This is a genomic window from Bordetella tumbae (genome assembly GCF_965139195.1).
In the GTDB taxonomy this organism is placed as follows: domain Bacteria; phylum Pseudomonadota; class Gammaproteobacteria; order Burkholderiales; family Burkholderiaceae_B; genus Bordetella_A; species Bordetella_A tumbae.
Window position 1 is genome coordinate 129,099 of the sequence record NZ_CBCSJH010000002.1, and the last position, 13,901, is coordinate 142,999.

General features: G+C 58.2%; 13 protein-coding genes. 8 read left to right on the top strand and 5 right to left on the bottom strand.

Annotated features, from left to right (window positions below; all coding sequences use genetic code 11):
- Window positions 1-13: 13 nt before the first annotated feature.
- From ACNA0J_RS04215 to ACNA0J_RS04250, 8 genes are all read left to right on the top strand, one after another.
- A complete protein-coding gene (locus ACNA0J_RS04215) occupies window positions 14-1,657 on the top strand; it encodes an arylsulfatase (RefSeq protein WP_415816722.1) in 1,644 nt (547 codons plus the stop codon).
- 76 nt (window positions 1,658-1,733) lie between these two features.
- A complete protein-coding gene (locus tag ACNA0J_RS04220; RefSeq protein ID WP_415816724.1) occupies window positions 1,734-4,274 on the top strand; it encodes a fused MFS/spermidine synthase in 2,541 nt (846 codons plus the stop codon).
- A gap of 124 nt (window positions 4,275-4,398) precedes the next feature.
- Window positions 4,399-5,196 carry a bestrophin-like domain gene (locus ACNA0J_RS04225; RefSeq protein ID WP_415816726.1) on the top strand — a complete coding sequence of 266 codons (798 nt, stop codon included), beginning with the start codon at window positions 4,399-4,401 and terminating at the stop codon, window positions 5,194-5,196.
- 79 nt (window positions 5,197-5,275) lie between these two features.
- Window positions 5,276-6,238 carry a hypothetical protein gene (locus tag ACNA0J_RS04230; RefSeq protein ID WP_415816728.1) on the top strand — a complete coding sequence of 321 codons (963 nt, stop codon included), beginning with the start codon at window positions 5,276-5,278 and terminating at the stop codon, window positions 6,236-6,238.
- Window positions 6,239-6,312: 74 nt separating this feature from the next.
- The gene (locus tag ACNA0J_RS04235; protein WP_415816730.1) at window positions 6,313-7,497 is read left to right on the top strand and encodes a hypothetical protein; all 1,185 of its coding nucleotides are present in this window, start codon (window positions 6,313-6,315) and stop codon (window positions 7,495-7,497) included.
- A gap of 99 nt (window positions 7,498-7,596) precedes the next feature.
- The gene (locus ACNA0J_RS04240; protein WP_415816732.1) at window positions 7,597-8,874 is read left to right on the top strand and encodes a DUF3300 domain-containing protein; all 1,278 of its coding nucleotides are present in this window, start codon (window positions 7,597-7,599) and stop codon (window positions 8,872-8,874) included.
- Window positions 8,871-9,719, top strand: a complete 849-nt coding sequence (locus ACNA0J_RS04245; protein WP_415816734.1) for a DUF2950 family protein — start codon at window positions 8,871-8,873, stop codon at window positions 9,717-9,719. The genes ACNA0J_RS04240 and ACNA0J_RS04245 overlap by 4 nt, the downstream gene beginning before the upstream one ends.
- Window positions 9,720-9,768: 49 nt before the next feature.
- The gene (locus tag ACNA0J_RS04250) at window positions 9,769-10,161 is read left to right on the top strand and encodes a hypothetical protein (protein WP_415816736.1); all 393 of its coding nucleotides are present in this window, start codon (window positions 9,769-9,771) and stop codon (window positions 10,159-10,161) included.
- 6 nt (window positions 10,162-10,167) lie between these two features.
- Here ACNA0J_RS04250 and ACNA0J_RS04255 read toward each other — a convergent pair whose 3' ends face one another.
- The 5 genes from ACNA0J_RS04255 to ACNA0J_RS04275 all read right to left on the bottom strand — a co-directional run bounded on the left by ACNA0J_RS04255 (window position 10,168) and on the right by ACNA0J_RS04275 (window position 13,886).
- Window positions 10,168-10,818 carry a LysE family translocator gene (locus ACNA0J_RS04255; RefSeq protein WP_415816738.1) on the bottom strand — a complete coding sequence of 217 codons (651 nt, stop codon included), beginning with the start codon at window positions 10,816-10,818 and terminating at the stop codon, window positions 10,168-10,170.
- A gap of 142 nt (window positions 10,819-10,960) precedes the next feature.
- Window positions 10,961-11,743 (bottom strand): 2-oxo-hept-4-ene-1,7-dioate hydratase, encoded by a 783-nt coding sequence (gene hpaH / locus ACNA0J_RS04260; RefSeq protein WP_415816740.1) that lies wholly within the window; start codon window positions 11,741-11,743, stop codon window positions 10,961-10,963.
- 9 nt (window positions 11,744-11,752) lie between these two features.
- Window positions 11,753-12,619 (bottom strand): fumarylacetoacetate hydrolase family protein, encoded by an 867-nt coding sequence (locus ACNA0J_RS04265; RefSeq protein ID WP_415816742.1) that lies wholly within the window; start codon window positions 12,617-12,619, stop codon window positions 11,753-11,755.
- Entirely contained in the window at window positions 12,616-13,491 is an 876-nt protein-coding gene (locus ACNA0J_RS04270; protein ID WP_415816744.1) for an amidohydrolase family protein, read from the bottom strand. The genes ACNA0J_RS04265 and ACNA0J_RS04270 overlap by 4 nt, the downstream gene beginning before the upstream one ends.
- The gene (locus tag ACNA0J_RS04275) at window positions 13,488-13,886 is read right to left on the bottom strand and encodes a RidA family protein (protein ID WP_415816746.1); all 399 of its coding nucleotides are present in this window, start codon (window positions 13,884-13,886) and stop codon (window positions 13,488-13,490) included. The genes ACNA0J_RS04270 and ACNA0J_RS04275 overlap by 4 nt, the downstream gene beginning before the upstream one ends.
- Window positions 13,887-13,901: the final 15 nt, after the last annotated feature.

Here is a 13,901-nt window from a genome sequence, read left to right on the forward strand (position 1 = left end):
AAGGAGAGCAGCGATGAAAGCAAGACGATGGCTGGGGGCGGCGATGTTGGCCGCGAGCGGACTTGCGATCACGGGCGGCGCGCCAGCGCAGGCTCAGAACTCGCAATCTAAACCGGCGGCAGAGGCCTCTGGCAAGAAACCCAATATTCTGGTGATCTTCGGTGACGACATCGGTCAAACCAACGTCAGTGCCTATGGTGACGGCGTGGTCGGCTATAGGACACCGAACATAGATCGCATCGCCAAAGAGGGGACGAGGTTTACCGATTACTACGCTGAGAATAGCTGCACGGCGGGCAGGTCTACGTTTATTACGGGGCAGGTGCCGCGTCGTACCGGGCTGTCCAAAGTGGGCATGCCGGGTGTTGCCGTTGGATTACAAGACAGGGATATCACGATTGCCCAAGCCTTGAAGTCCCATGGCTACAACACTGCGCAGTTTGGTAAAAATCATCTGGGCGACCGTGATGAGTATCTACCCACGAATCACGGGTTCGATGTGTTCTTTGGCAATCTTTACCACTTGAATGCCGAGGAAGAGCCCGAACGCCCGTATTGGCCAAAGAACGTAGCCGACGCGCCGAAAGGACAACCGGTAGCGCCTCCGCCCCGGGGTGTCATCAAATCCTCGGCTGACGGAAAGATCGAGGACACCGGTGCATTGACCCGTAAGCGAATGGAGACTATTGACGACGAAACTGTCGGTGCTGCGTTGGATTATCTTGACAAGAATGGCAAAGGCGACAAGCCGTTCTTTTTGTGGATGAATACCACGCGCATGCACGTCTATACCCACATCCGCCCCGAGCATCAGGGTAAGGCTGGCATGCCGGGCAATGCTTACGCAGATGGCATGTGGGAGCATGATCAGGATGTCGGTAAGTTGTTGAAGAAAATCGATGATCTGGGGATTGCGGACAACACCATTGTTATTTATACGACCGACAACGGGCCCAATCAGTTCAGCTGGCCGGATGCGGCGACGACTCCGTTCCGCAACGAGAAAAACTCGAATTGGGAAGGCGCCTACCGGGTGCCCGCCATGATTCGCTGGCCGGGACATGTTCCCGCAGGGGCGGTCAAAACGGGAATTGTCTCGGGGCTTGACTGGTTCCCCACGCTACTGGCCGCAGTCGGAGATAGCGACGTCAAGGAGAAATTGCTGAAAGGTTGGACTCCCAACGGCAGCAACAAGAGCTACAAAGTCCATTTGGATGGCTACAACCAATTGGACTATCTGACGGGCAAGAGCGACGACAGTGCTCGCCAGGATTTCTACTACTTCAACGACGACGGCTTGTTGGTCGCCATGCGATACAACAATTGGAAAGCGGTCTTTTGCGAGCAGCAGGCACCGGGTGGATTTAATGTGTGGAAGGACCCGTTTGTATGCTTGCGTGTACCTAAGCTGTTCAATTTGCGCATGGACCCGTATGAGCGTGCAGATGTCGTATCCAATCAATACTATGACTGGCTGGTGAAAAACGACTACCTGGTGCTCATGGCATCCATGAAGGCAGCCGAGTTCCTGCAGACCTTCCTGGAATGGCCGCCCAGCCAGCGTCCGGCGTCCTTCAGTGTTGATCAGGTACAAGCCGATGTAGACCGACAGGTCGAGCAGTATTTCGAAGATCAAGCCAAGAAGCAAGGCAAGTAAGAGAGGGAGTAGGGGGCGCAGCAAGCATGCTGCGTCCCCTATCTAAGTATTTCGCATAGGGTCTACCTCAAACGATATGAGTTCGTCTACACGCTCACTGCACGATGTATCTGGAGCCGCACCGGCCGCGGTGCGCACGGCGAGCCTGGCGACGCCAGCCATTCTGCTGGCGTTGTCTGGCATGTCTGCGTTGATTTTTCAGATTATCTGGATCAAGCAGCTGTCCTTGATTGTTGGTGTGGAAGTGCATGCGATTGCAGTAGCAATCAGTGCATTCTTTTTGGGGCTGGCGGCGGGCGGTTGGTGGCTGGGACGCAGAGCGGACCGCAGCGATCGGCCTGTGCGGGCCTATGTATGGATCGAGATGGGCATCGCTGTTGCAGCGATGGTTGTGACACAGATACTCGCACACGGGGCATTACCATTCGCCCGCGTGGAGCAACACAGCGCCTTCCTGGCCTGGTTGGCTGTAGTGGTGGTGATAGGTGTGGCACCGTTCCTGATGGGAGGCACGCTGCCCGTGCTGTTGCGCGCGGTCGGCGCAGGGCGCGTAGGGCGAGCGGGCGGTGTGCTATATGCCGCAAACACTACAGGAGCGATTCTCGGTGCATTGCTACCAGCGTTCATTCTTATCCCTGCATTGGGCGTGCAACGCACCGCTTGGGTAGCCGCAGGATTGAACGTGGTTGCCGCGATAGGCGCATGGCTATGGGGACGCGATGCGCGGCTGGGTATGGAGCCGGAGCGAACGCAGGAATCGCTGACAGGTTCTCCAGCATTGCCGTCGCGGGCGTGGTTGGCCATAGGCTTGTACGCGGTGGCCGGAGGGGTTGCGCTGGGCTATGAGGTGTTGTGGTCGCAGATGATCGTGCCTTTCATGAGCACGCGCGCTTTCGCCTTTTCTATCGTGCTGGGCGTTTATCTCGCCGGTTTGGCTATAGGCGCAGCGGTGTATGCGGCCTGGGAGCATCGGCTTGGAAATCCGTGGCGAGTGTTCGGGCTCTTGATCGCTTGTGCAGGTGTTTTGGCCTTGCTCGAGCTGGCGCTGCTGGGCCGCTGGCTAGTCAATGCGCAAAGCGTGGCGGAAACCGTGATTCAGGGGTGGACGCAAAGCAGGCTCGCCGGGATGAGTGCGCGCTTTGCGGTGGCGGCTGGCGTTATCGTGTTGCTGCCTACATTATTGTTGGGTGCGGCATTTCCCGCAGTGTTGCGCATCGCCGTGCCGTCCGCTCAACGTGGCCGGGGCGCAGGTGCGGTGCTGGCGGCCAACACGTTGGGGGGCATCGCAGGGACGGCGATGACGGCATTTGTTCTATTGCCGGCGCTGGGCACGGTTCGCAGTTTGGTGCTATTGGCATTGATGGCCTGCGCAGTCGGGCTGATCGCAGTCTGGCAAGCCCGGCCTGTGGCCGCCATGGCTCGTACGGTGACGGCAGCGCTGGCAGTTGGCGTGTTGATCATTGGATGGTCTCTCGCGCCGAACCACCTCGCGCGACTATTACCGGGTGCTCAAGGCAATGATCTCGTGTTCTATGAGGAGAATCACGGCGGCACTGTCGCCGTCGTGGAAAGCGGCAGCGGTGACCATCGATTCCATCGGCTTTATATCCAGGGCGTGTCGAACTCCGGTGACGCGATGCCGTCCTTGCGCTATATGCGGCTGCAAGCGCTTTTGCCGCTGATTGTGCACAACGCAGAGCCGCGATCGGCGCTGGTGATCGGCTATGGCACGGGCATTACCGCTGGTGCATTATCGCGTTATCCTTCATTGGACCAACGGGTCGTGGCCGAACTATTGCCTGGTGTGTTGCACGCAGCGCCTTTTTTCAAAGGTACTTATTCCGCCGCCGAGGATCCTGGCCTGGATGTCCGATTGCGCGATGGCCGGCGCGAGTTGCTGGTCAGTGACCAGCGTTATGACTTGATTACGCTGGAGCCGCCTCCGCCGTCTGCGGCAGGGGTGGTGAATCTCTATTCCCGTGATTTCTACACCCTGGCGGCAGATCGTCTGAATCCCGATGGCATCGTGGCCCAATGGCTGCCGTTGCCTACACAGAATCTGGACGACACACGCGCGCTGGTCGCGGCTTTCATCGATGTCTTCCCTCATGCCTCGCTCTGGACCACGGAGTTGCATGAGATGCTGCTGATCGGCTCGATAAAGCCTTTGTCGCTGGACGCTACCCGTATCGATGCGCGTTTTTCGCAACCCAAGGTGCGGGAGGCGTTGACCGAAGTGGGTGTTGCCTCGTCAGCGGCGCTATTGGCGACCTGGGTGACCGATCGAGAGGGCCTGGTGCGCTTTGTCGATCAGATGCCGGCAGTGACGGACGATTTCCCCGCGATCGAGTATGCGCCGTGGGTACGGCAGCGTGAGATCACCCGGACATTGCCAGCATTACTTGCCTTGCGTAAGGACCCGCCGATACAAGGAGCCGATTCGACTCTGATGGCCGAAATTGATAACGAGAGAAGCAAGCTCGACGTGTTTTACAGGTCGGCCTTGTCCGCGTATCAAGGCGATCGCCAAGGTTGGGCGCGAGAGGCCAGCGCATTAGGGCAGGCGGCTCAGGACAATGCCTATTTGCGTTGGTTTGTCGGCGGTCCGGGGCAGTGATTTCTATACGGCCTTCCATTCACTTCAATGTACAGGAGATAAACGGCGAAATCTGACGGTTTAGTTTGACTTTCCCTGCGTGTCATTTTTGGTCCTTTTCGGTCCTTTGGGTGCATGGTGACCTATGAGCTATTCCTTGATTCTCGTCAGCCTTGTTGTAGTGTTCTTTTGTGTGTTGTATGGCGCCATTCAGGTTGGGCGTTATGTGGGTAAACGCGATCACTCGGATGAAGGCGGCAGCCGATCTGGTGCGGCGGCTATCGAAGCGTCCGTTTTCGCGCTATTGGGTTTATTGGTGGCTTTCACCTTTTCGGGTGCCTCCCAGCGGATGGTGGAGCGCCGCAACCTGCTGGTCCAGGAGGTCAACGCCATTGGCACCGCCTGGCTGCGTATCGACATGATTAATGCCGCGGACCAGCCCGGGCTGCGCGAACAGTTTCGGCGTTACGTGGATGAGCGCATCAACTATTACCGGAACGTCGCCGATCTGGATCAGCGTGACGTGATTGCAAACAACGTGGGCGCAATACAGAAGGAAATCTGGGCCTCATCCATGCAGGCCGCAACGCGCAGTACACCGCCGTTTGCTGCGGCGTACGCCAGTGCAGTGAACGAGATGTTCGATGTGTCCACGGCACAGACTGTGGCTCAGAAAGTGCATCCGCCAATAGTGACCTATCTGTTTCTGGCCATTCTGGCTGTGGTTTGCGGCTACTTTGTCGGCCTGAATCTGGCAAAAGGAGGGCGGGGCGGATTTATCCATCAAGCGTTATATGCCTTGGTGATGACTACCGCGCTATACATCATTATTGATTTCGAGTTTCCCAGGATTGGAGTCATCCGTATCGATCAAAACGATGCGCTGTTAGTTGCACAGCGCGACTCGATGAACGATCCCCCTGGGCAGTCCCAGCAGCGGTGAGATTGGTAGCTGAAGCCATGATCAATCAGTATCTTGTGAGGCAGCAGTGAGAGCGAGATATTTGTTCGGAAAGCCACGGATGGCCAGGGCAGCGATTCAGTTCGCGAGCTGGGGGCTCGCGTTATGCTCCTTGTCGGGGGGAACATTGGCGACGGCGCAATCGACCGTGCGGTTGACGAAAGACGATCTGCAAAAACGGGCTAATGGCGTCCTGGCGTTGATGTCGTTTTCGATCGTTCCCGACATCACGACCAGCGCTTTGTCGATAGGCAGTGGTAGTGCTGGAACGTCGGGTTCCAGCGATTTCTATATGACACAGCTGGGCGGTGGCGACACGCTGTCTCAATCGGTGCCTATCTACATGGAAGGCGTCCTGGCGGCCAGCCGCTACGATCCGACTTTTGTGGCAACCCAAGGCGCTGAGCAGCGGCGTATTCCTACTAAATGGAACAGTTTATCGGCTACCGGCGGCATTGGTTGGGATTTCAAACTGACCGATGAGTTGAAATTTCGGCCGATTTTCAACTTTGCGCTCGGTAACGTGACGAGTGATTTGCGCGCCGCCAGCTGGTATGTAGGGAGGCGAACCGGACGTGATATTGACTTTCTGGATAGAGGATCCCTGAATGCCTACGGCCTGGGTGGGTCCGTCATGTTGGACTATGAACATTATCGGCCCGGCTACGAGGTGGATGTCGAATTGCGTTATTCCGATATCAGGCTCAAGAGCTTTGCCAGCTCTGCGGCAGTGCAAGGCAGAGCGTCGGCACGTTCAGCGAATCTGTGGGCGAGATATCGCGCACCGACGGGAATGATGCTGCTGCAACGGCCACTGCGCTACGTGTTGGAGCTGACGCATTCGGAGTTTCTCGGGGACCAGCGCGGTGTGCTGGGGTTTGACCGGCTGACATCCGTGGGAGCGGGGCTGGAGTTGGACTCGAGCGCTTACAACGTCGTCGTTACGCGTACCCGGCTGGTGGGGCGTTATGTGTTTGGCAACAATGTCTCGGGCTTTTCCGTCGGGTTGGCAGTGAGCTTTTGACTGAATCGTGCCGGTCAGGTGCACCGGCGATATGACACGGTAGTCTGTGTCGGTGTGGTATCCCGGAGGTGGATATGGGGACGACGCAATTGAGGGAACGTGACGCCGAGCCATTTTCGCTGGTGCGCGACGACCTGTTTTACCGGTTGCAGCGCCGGATCGGGCTGATTCCTGCTCATGGAGATGGGATCAAGCGCCGTGCGCTTGTGTATGCCTTGGTCGCATGGCTGCCGTTGGTCATCGCTTCGTGGCTGGCAGGTACCGTTGTCGAATCAGCAGGAATTGCCGAGCCTCTGCTTGGGCACATAGGTATTCATGCGCGTTGCTTGATTGCGATTCCACTGCTTGTGCTCGCAGAGGGACTGGCGCAGCAGATGATCCCTCTATTCATGCGGGAGTTTCGCCGGACAGAGTTGATAGGAGACGGTCAGCGCGAACGCTTTGAAAAGGTTCTCGTCGATGTAATCCGGCTGCGTAACCGGGCGTTCCCCTGGGTGATCATTGTGGGCTTGGTCTCAACCTGGACAGCTGCATTTTTCCTCACCCCCAATCGAGACGAAATCGAGTGGGCAGGGGCAAACAGCCGTAGTCTGGCCTTTGGTGCATGGTGGTTCCTGCTGGTGACGCGTCCCATTTTTTCGATATTGTTGCTAGCGTCAATATGGCGATTGGTCCTGTTAGGGATCTTGCTGTTTCGCATCGCCCGGTTGCCTTTACAGCTGGTGGTCATGCATCCGGACAGGTTTGCAGGGTTGGGGTTCTTGGATCGTCTGCCGGTGATCTACAGCCCCTTCATTCTGTCTGTATCAGCCGTGATGGCGGGTGCATGGGCTCATGGTGTTTTCTATCATGATGTGGCGGTGCCTTCCCTATATATACAGATGGCGGTGCTGCTGATCGTGCTGGTATTGATCGGGTTGGCGCCATTATTGGTGTTTTCCCCCATGTTGGTCAGGGCCAAGAAAAAAGCATTGCTTGATTATGGCGTGCTGTTGGCCAAACATGGGCGGGCAGTGGATGCACGCTGGATCGCGCAACGTGAAGTACCCGATTTGCCGATGCTGAATGCGCCAGAGTTGGGGCCTGTCGCGGATATCCAGGCGCTATACCAATCCGTTGCATCGATGCGGCCGGTGCTCGTGAACAAATCCATTTTGCTCAAGATCGTAGCCCCTGCCGCATTGCCATTATTGCTGTTGGTGGCGACACAATGGCCGCTCAAGAGTACGCTGACTAAATTGTTGTTCACCTTGCTGTAAATCCGGAGGCCGTTTGGCGCAGGTGTGGTCTGTCAAGATTATTGTGCCGTGATTGAGAGAGTTCTACGAAGCGATTCACTTTTCTGGCGGGAGACTTCCATGAGATGGCTATTAAGGTATTGCATTGCTTTATTCGCGCTATTGTGTTTGAGTCCGCCGGGGTATGCGCAGTCCAGACTGAGCAACGAGCAGCTTGACCAAATGCTCGCACCGGTGGCGCTCTATCCCGATGCCTTGCTGTCGCAAGTGCTGATGGCGGCTACCTATCCCGACGATGTGGCTGCGGCCGCGAAATGGTCTGCGCAGCATACGAATCTCAGCGGCGATGAGGCGGTAAAAGCTGTCCAGAACCAGCCCTGGGACCCCAGTGTGCTGTCGTTAGCAGCGTTCCCGTCAGTACTGGATATGATGGGCAGGCAGCCGGACTGGGTTAAATCGGTGGGTGACGCCTTTCTGGACCAGCCAGATGACGTGATGAACTCCGTGCAGCGATTGCGATTGCAGGCGCAAAAAGCGGGATCGCTGAACAGCAATGCCCAGCAGACGGTGACCACGTCCACTCAAGGCGGATCGACGGTTGTCAGCATTGCTCCCGCGTCGCCGAGCGTCGTGTACGTGCCGACCTATAACCCCACGACCGTCTACGGCACATGGCCTTATCCCTCATATCCCCCGGCGTACTATCCGCCGCCGCCAGGGTCCGTATTCGCTTCTGCGCTGGTGTCGGGATTGGCGTTTGGCACAGGTGTCGCCATTGTCGATTCGCTGTGGGGCGGTTTTGATTGGGACCACCATGATGTCGATATTGACGTGAATCGCTACAACAATATCAACGTCAACAGGAGACTAGATGCCAGCCGTTCCAATGTCAATTGGAATCACGATCCATCACGCAGGGGAAATACGCCATATCGAAGCGCAGACACCAGACAGCGTTTTGATGATCAACGCGTTCGCACCCAGCGAAATCAGGGCGACCGAACGCTGGGGACGGCTGCCAGACCGAGCGGGGGACAGCAAGATCGCCGGGAACATGCGCAGGCCGTCATGCGTCAGCATGAAACCTCCAATGCGGGGGCACGAGGGGCCGGCCATCGGCAAACAGGAACCAATCGTGCGCAGACCGGTGGTGCCCATCACGCACAGAGTCGCGGCAATGCACAGGCCGCTGCTATCAATCGGTCCAGGGACAACAATCGGGACAACGCTTTGCGTGGCGTTAATAGTCCTGCGCACACGCGTAACGCGAGCAATGCGCGCACTGGCCAGGCCAGACCGGCCGTGCATCACGAGCAGCGGCGCATGTCAGCCCCATCGCATCAGGGTGGCGCTCTGCGCGGAGGCGGTCAACATGGACGCGGAGGGATACGGAGATGAAACGGATCAGCCAAAACATTATTCGCCAAGCCACCTTGAGCGTGGGCCTGGCCACCGCGCTGGGAATAGGAGGGCAGGTGTTTGCCCAGGCGGTTTACCCGACGGCCGACGCGGCTGCCGAGGCCTTGGTTTCGTCTATCGCCACGGGCGATCAAGACAAGCTCAAGCACGTGCTCGGCGCGGACTTTCACCGTTATGTCCCCCGAGATAGCGTGTCACAGGATGACGTGTATGCCTTTTTAGCCGCATGGTCGCAGCGTCATGAAGTGGTCGGCACCAGTGAGACGTCTGCGGCGCTCGTCGTGGGACAGCACGACTGGTCCTTTCCCGCGCCTATCGTAAAAAGCAGGCAGGGGTGGCGATTCGACGTGCGCGAAGGCGCCAGGGAAATGCAGCATCGGCGTATTGACCGCAACGAGTTCGCGGCAATACAGACCCTGCAGGTCCTATGCGCGGCGCAAGAGCGTTATCGCTCTTCGGTGGGCCAAGGCAAGGCGGCTGAGAGAATCGTCAGCCGCGAGGGCCAATATGATGGATTGTATTGGGACCCTGCGGGGCAGTCTTCGCCGCAAAGCCCGCTCACTGACGATGCGCTGGTCATGGGGCCGGACGTCCCTGCCGATGCGGCGCTGCACGGCTATCGGTACGCGATCCTGTTGCCTGCTGACGAAACGGGATGCGCTTTTGCCGCGTGGCCTGCCAGATATGGACAGTCCGGTGTGAACAGCTTTGTGATCGGCCGCGATGGGACCATACGCGAAAGAGATTTCGGCAGGGCAGCAACGATCAAGGATTATCAACGAGTGGGGCAGGCGAACTCCAGTTGGACGCAAGCCGTTCCCTGATCGAGCGTCGGCACAGACTACAATGAATCATCAACGTAGGAGAATCACGATGAAAGTATCCCGTCGCAATGTAACGCTATCGGCAATGGCGCTTGCAGTGCTATTGGCCGGTGAGGGCGCTTGGGCGCAAGCCTATAGCGCGTTTTCCACCGACACGATTTACGGTTCGTTAAAGCACGAAGAAGCCGTCTCGTTCAACAAAGCGGCGGTAGGTGTTCTTGAAAACACCCAGGACAATGCGACGACCTTGTGGAGCAGTCCCACCAAACGCCGAACACCCATTACGGCAAAACTGAATGCAGACGGTGTTCAGCAACAAAACGGTATGCCATGCCGCTTGCTGCATTCGCGTTTGGAGCGGGGGCCAAACCATGAAAGTTGGGAATTTCTGTTTTGCCAGAAAGACGGCCAATGGAAGGCGGTTTCCCAGACGTTGCGATGAATCGCGTTAGCGGGACGGCGAGCTGATCGGATCTCGGTTAAGTATCAACCACCCGGCAATGCCCAACATGGCAACGCCCAGCAGGCCGTCCTGCACACGCATAAACCACGCATTGCGGGTCAACCAGCCCCGGATCCGTGACGCGCCATACGCGTAGATCGCGCCCGTCACCAGCCCCAGCATTTTGGAAAACACGCCCAATACCAGCATCTGCACCCATACCGGGCCGCGGGCCGGGTCGGTAAATTGCGGCAGAAAGGCGATCATGAAGATGAACACCTTGGGGTTGAGCAAGTTGGTCATGAATCCCTGCCAATAGGCATCGCGGGCGCTGCCTGGCTGGGCGGTGAGGCTGGTGGCGGTGGCCCGGGCACAGCGGCGCAATGCGCGAATGCCCAGATAGACCAGATAGATTGCGCCCAGAACCTTGACCGCGGCAAACAGGGTCTGAGATTCCTTGAAAATCGCCGCCAAGCCCAGCACGACCAGCGGCACCTGCACAAATCCTGCCGACCAGTTTCCCAGCACGCTGATCCACGCCGTGCGAAACCCTTGTGTCATACCCCGCGTGAGCGTCAACGCCATGTCCGGGCCTGGGGTGAGTTTGAGCGCCAGATCGGCGGCCAGATACAGCAGGAACACGTGCAGGGTGGGCATGAGGGCGGGAATGCGGTGCTGGATGGGGAGCCGCTATTATGCGCCATCCTGCAATGGCTAGGTCAGCTCAACGCAATGCCGCACCGGCATCGTGGCGCGCCCGCGACGGCCGAAGGTTTCCTGGCGCCCCTTATGAAGGCCCTTAGGAGAAATGCACGGAAATGCTGCCCAATGGGCCGTAATCGGCATGCAAGGTATCGCCCCGTGCGACGGCCACGGTACGAGTGAACGAGCCCGCGAGCACAATGTGACCAGCTTGGAGGCCGGTGTCGTGTTGTGCCAGTTTGTTGGCGAGCCAGGCGACGGCCAAGCCAGGATGGCCCAGTACCGCAGCGGACACGCCGGACTCTTCGATAACGCCGTTTTTGAGCAGCAGCCCAGCGACCCAACGCAGATCGACATCGAGGGGTTTGACAGGGCGGCCCCCCAGCACAATCCCGGCGCAGGCGGCGTTATCGGCGATGTTGTCGACAATGCGGCGAGGGTACTGGCTGCGGCCGTCAATGAGTTCCAAGGCGGGCACCACATAGTCGGTGGCGTCCAGCACATCGAACAGGCTGACATTCGGGCCGCTCAAGGGCTTGCCCAGCACAAAGGCCAGTTCCATTTCGACGCGGGGGACGATGAGTGTTTCGGTCGGGATGGTTTCACCATCCTGATAGAACATGGTGTCCAGCAAATGGCCATAGTCCGGTTCGTTGATGCCTACCGTACTTTGCATGGCCTTGGATGTCAGGCCGATTTTGTGGCCGCGCAGGACTGCGCCGCGGCTAAGCTTGTCATCGATGATTCTTTTCTGGATCGCATAGGAATCCGCGATGTCGATATCGGGAAAAAGACGATCCAGCTGCTGGCAGGGGACACCGCTGCGTTCGGCCTCTATCAGCAGTGTGGCGGCGCGCTCGCGGTCGGTTGCGTTGAGCATGTCGGTTCCTTAAGGATGAGAGATCAATTCGTCGGCCACCGGATTCGACAGCACACCTATGCCCGAGACCTCGACCTCTACCACGTCACCAGGTTTCAGAAACCGCGGGGGAGTAAACCTCACGCCCGCACCGATAGGCGTCCCGGTAGAGATGACATCCCCCGGCTTCAGAGTGGTCCAGATCGAGATATAGCGAATCAATTCGGCAAAAGGGAACATCAGATTGTCCGTGCGGTCTTGCTGGCGCAGCTCGCCGTTGACACGTGTGCGGACTTCGAGAGGCGCATTGGGATCGAATTCATCGCTTGTCACCATCCAGGGACCCATTGATCCACTGGCGTCGAAGTTCTTGCCCTGGGTGACGTTGAATTTGCCGTGTTTCAGCCAGTCGCGTACGGTGCCTTCGTTCAGGCAGGTCAGGGCGGCAATATGATCCCAGGCATTGTCGGCCGATATGCGGCGGCCCGCTTTGCCTATGATCAGCGCGATTTCTCCTTCGTAATCGAGCTGCTCGGACTCGGGCGGGCGTAGCAACGGTTGGCCATGTCCGACAAAAGATCCTGGGAACCGCGGAAATACGCTGGGATAGGCGGGTGGCGCGCTGCCGTCCTTGTATTCTTCGTTGCGATTGCCATAGTTGACACCGACACAGATGATTTTTTCCGGTGCGGTGATGGGCGGCAAGAGACGGACTTGGTCCAGGCGCAAGCTCGCGGCTCGCTCGGCGGCCAACCGTTGCAGTATGGGCAAGGCTTGAGCAGTCAATACGTCTTTCAGGCTGTCATAGCCTAGATCGTCCAGCGCCACGATGTGCTCGCTATCACGCAATGCGCCAAAGCCGATACGTCCTTGGTGTTCGTACGAAAGCAGTTTCATTGATTGAATCCAAACAGGCGGGCCGGATTGTCGACCAGGATTTTTTGCAGCATGGCGGCATCGCCGGCATAACGGGCCAGTTGATCCACCAACTGTCCTTCGTCGGGAGTCGCCTTGACGGAAACGGGGTGAGGCCAGTCGCTGCCCCATACAATGCGGTCAGGGTTGGCTGCGATGAGCGTACGGGCTAACGGCACGACGTCATCCCAGGGGTAGCCCGTCTTGGACAGCTTTTCCGTGAGCGACAGCATGACCCAGAAATTGCCGCGCTGTAGCAATTCCTGCAGCTTGCGCAACGTCGGGTCGTTGGCGCCGGCAGCCGGATCTGCGCGCCCCATATGATCCAGCAGTACGGGGATATCCAGATTTTCGAACTGCTCGGCTTGCGCCATCATGCCGTCAGGTTCGGGCTGGAATTTGGCGTACCAGCCCAGTTCTCGGATGCGACCAATCGCCCGGTCAAACACCGCGGGCTCCATACTGATGCCCAGGCCCTGGCGGCTAAAGCGTGCGCCTCGGACACCGGCATCGTGCAGCTTGGCAATATAGGCATCATCGCGTTCTGCCAGGACAGCCGCGTTGGCGCAGCCTCGATAATTTGGCCCGGCGGCAGCCAGGCCATCGAGTACGACTTGGTGATCGGCGCCATATGTGGTGGCTTGCACGATGACACCGCGTTCAATGCCCAGCAACTTGTGCAAACGCAGTGCGACGTCGATCGTGGCGCTGGGCATTTCGTAGGCGGCACCAGCGCGTACGGGATAACGCTCGGCCGGACCGAACACATGGAATTGACTATCACACGCGCCGCGCGGCAGCGAGGTTCTGGGCGCAGTGGGAGAGGGATGAAAGACCTGATATTGTGAGCTCAACGTGTGGCCTCTTTGTCATTCAGTATCGCAATGAAGTCGCATTCGATCAGCTTGTCGCCGTCCAGGTCGGCTTGCATCGTGTGGCGGGCGGGCCGGTTTTGGGGATCAGGAAAATCACGCAGCCACACCGCGTTCAATGCCGCACGTTGGCTGCGATCCCGCATCCAGACGGTCATCTTGATGATGTTGGCGAGCGATCCGCCACCGGCCTCGACGATGCGGCGCACATGGTCGAACATCAGTTCGCATTGGCGCTCGATCGTGCTGCCATAGGCGCCTGTGGCAGGGTCGGTGCCTTGGATGCTGCCTGAATACAGCAGGTTGTCGATGCGGCTGGCCGCAGGAATGGGATTCTTATGGCTAAAGCCATCGGCGTAGATACTGCGTCGTGTCATGGAGAAATCCAGGAA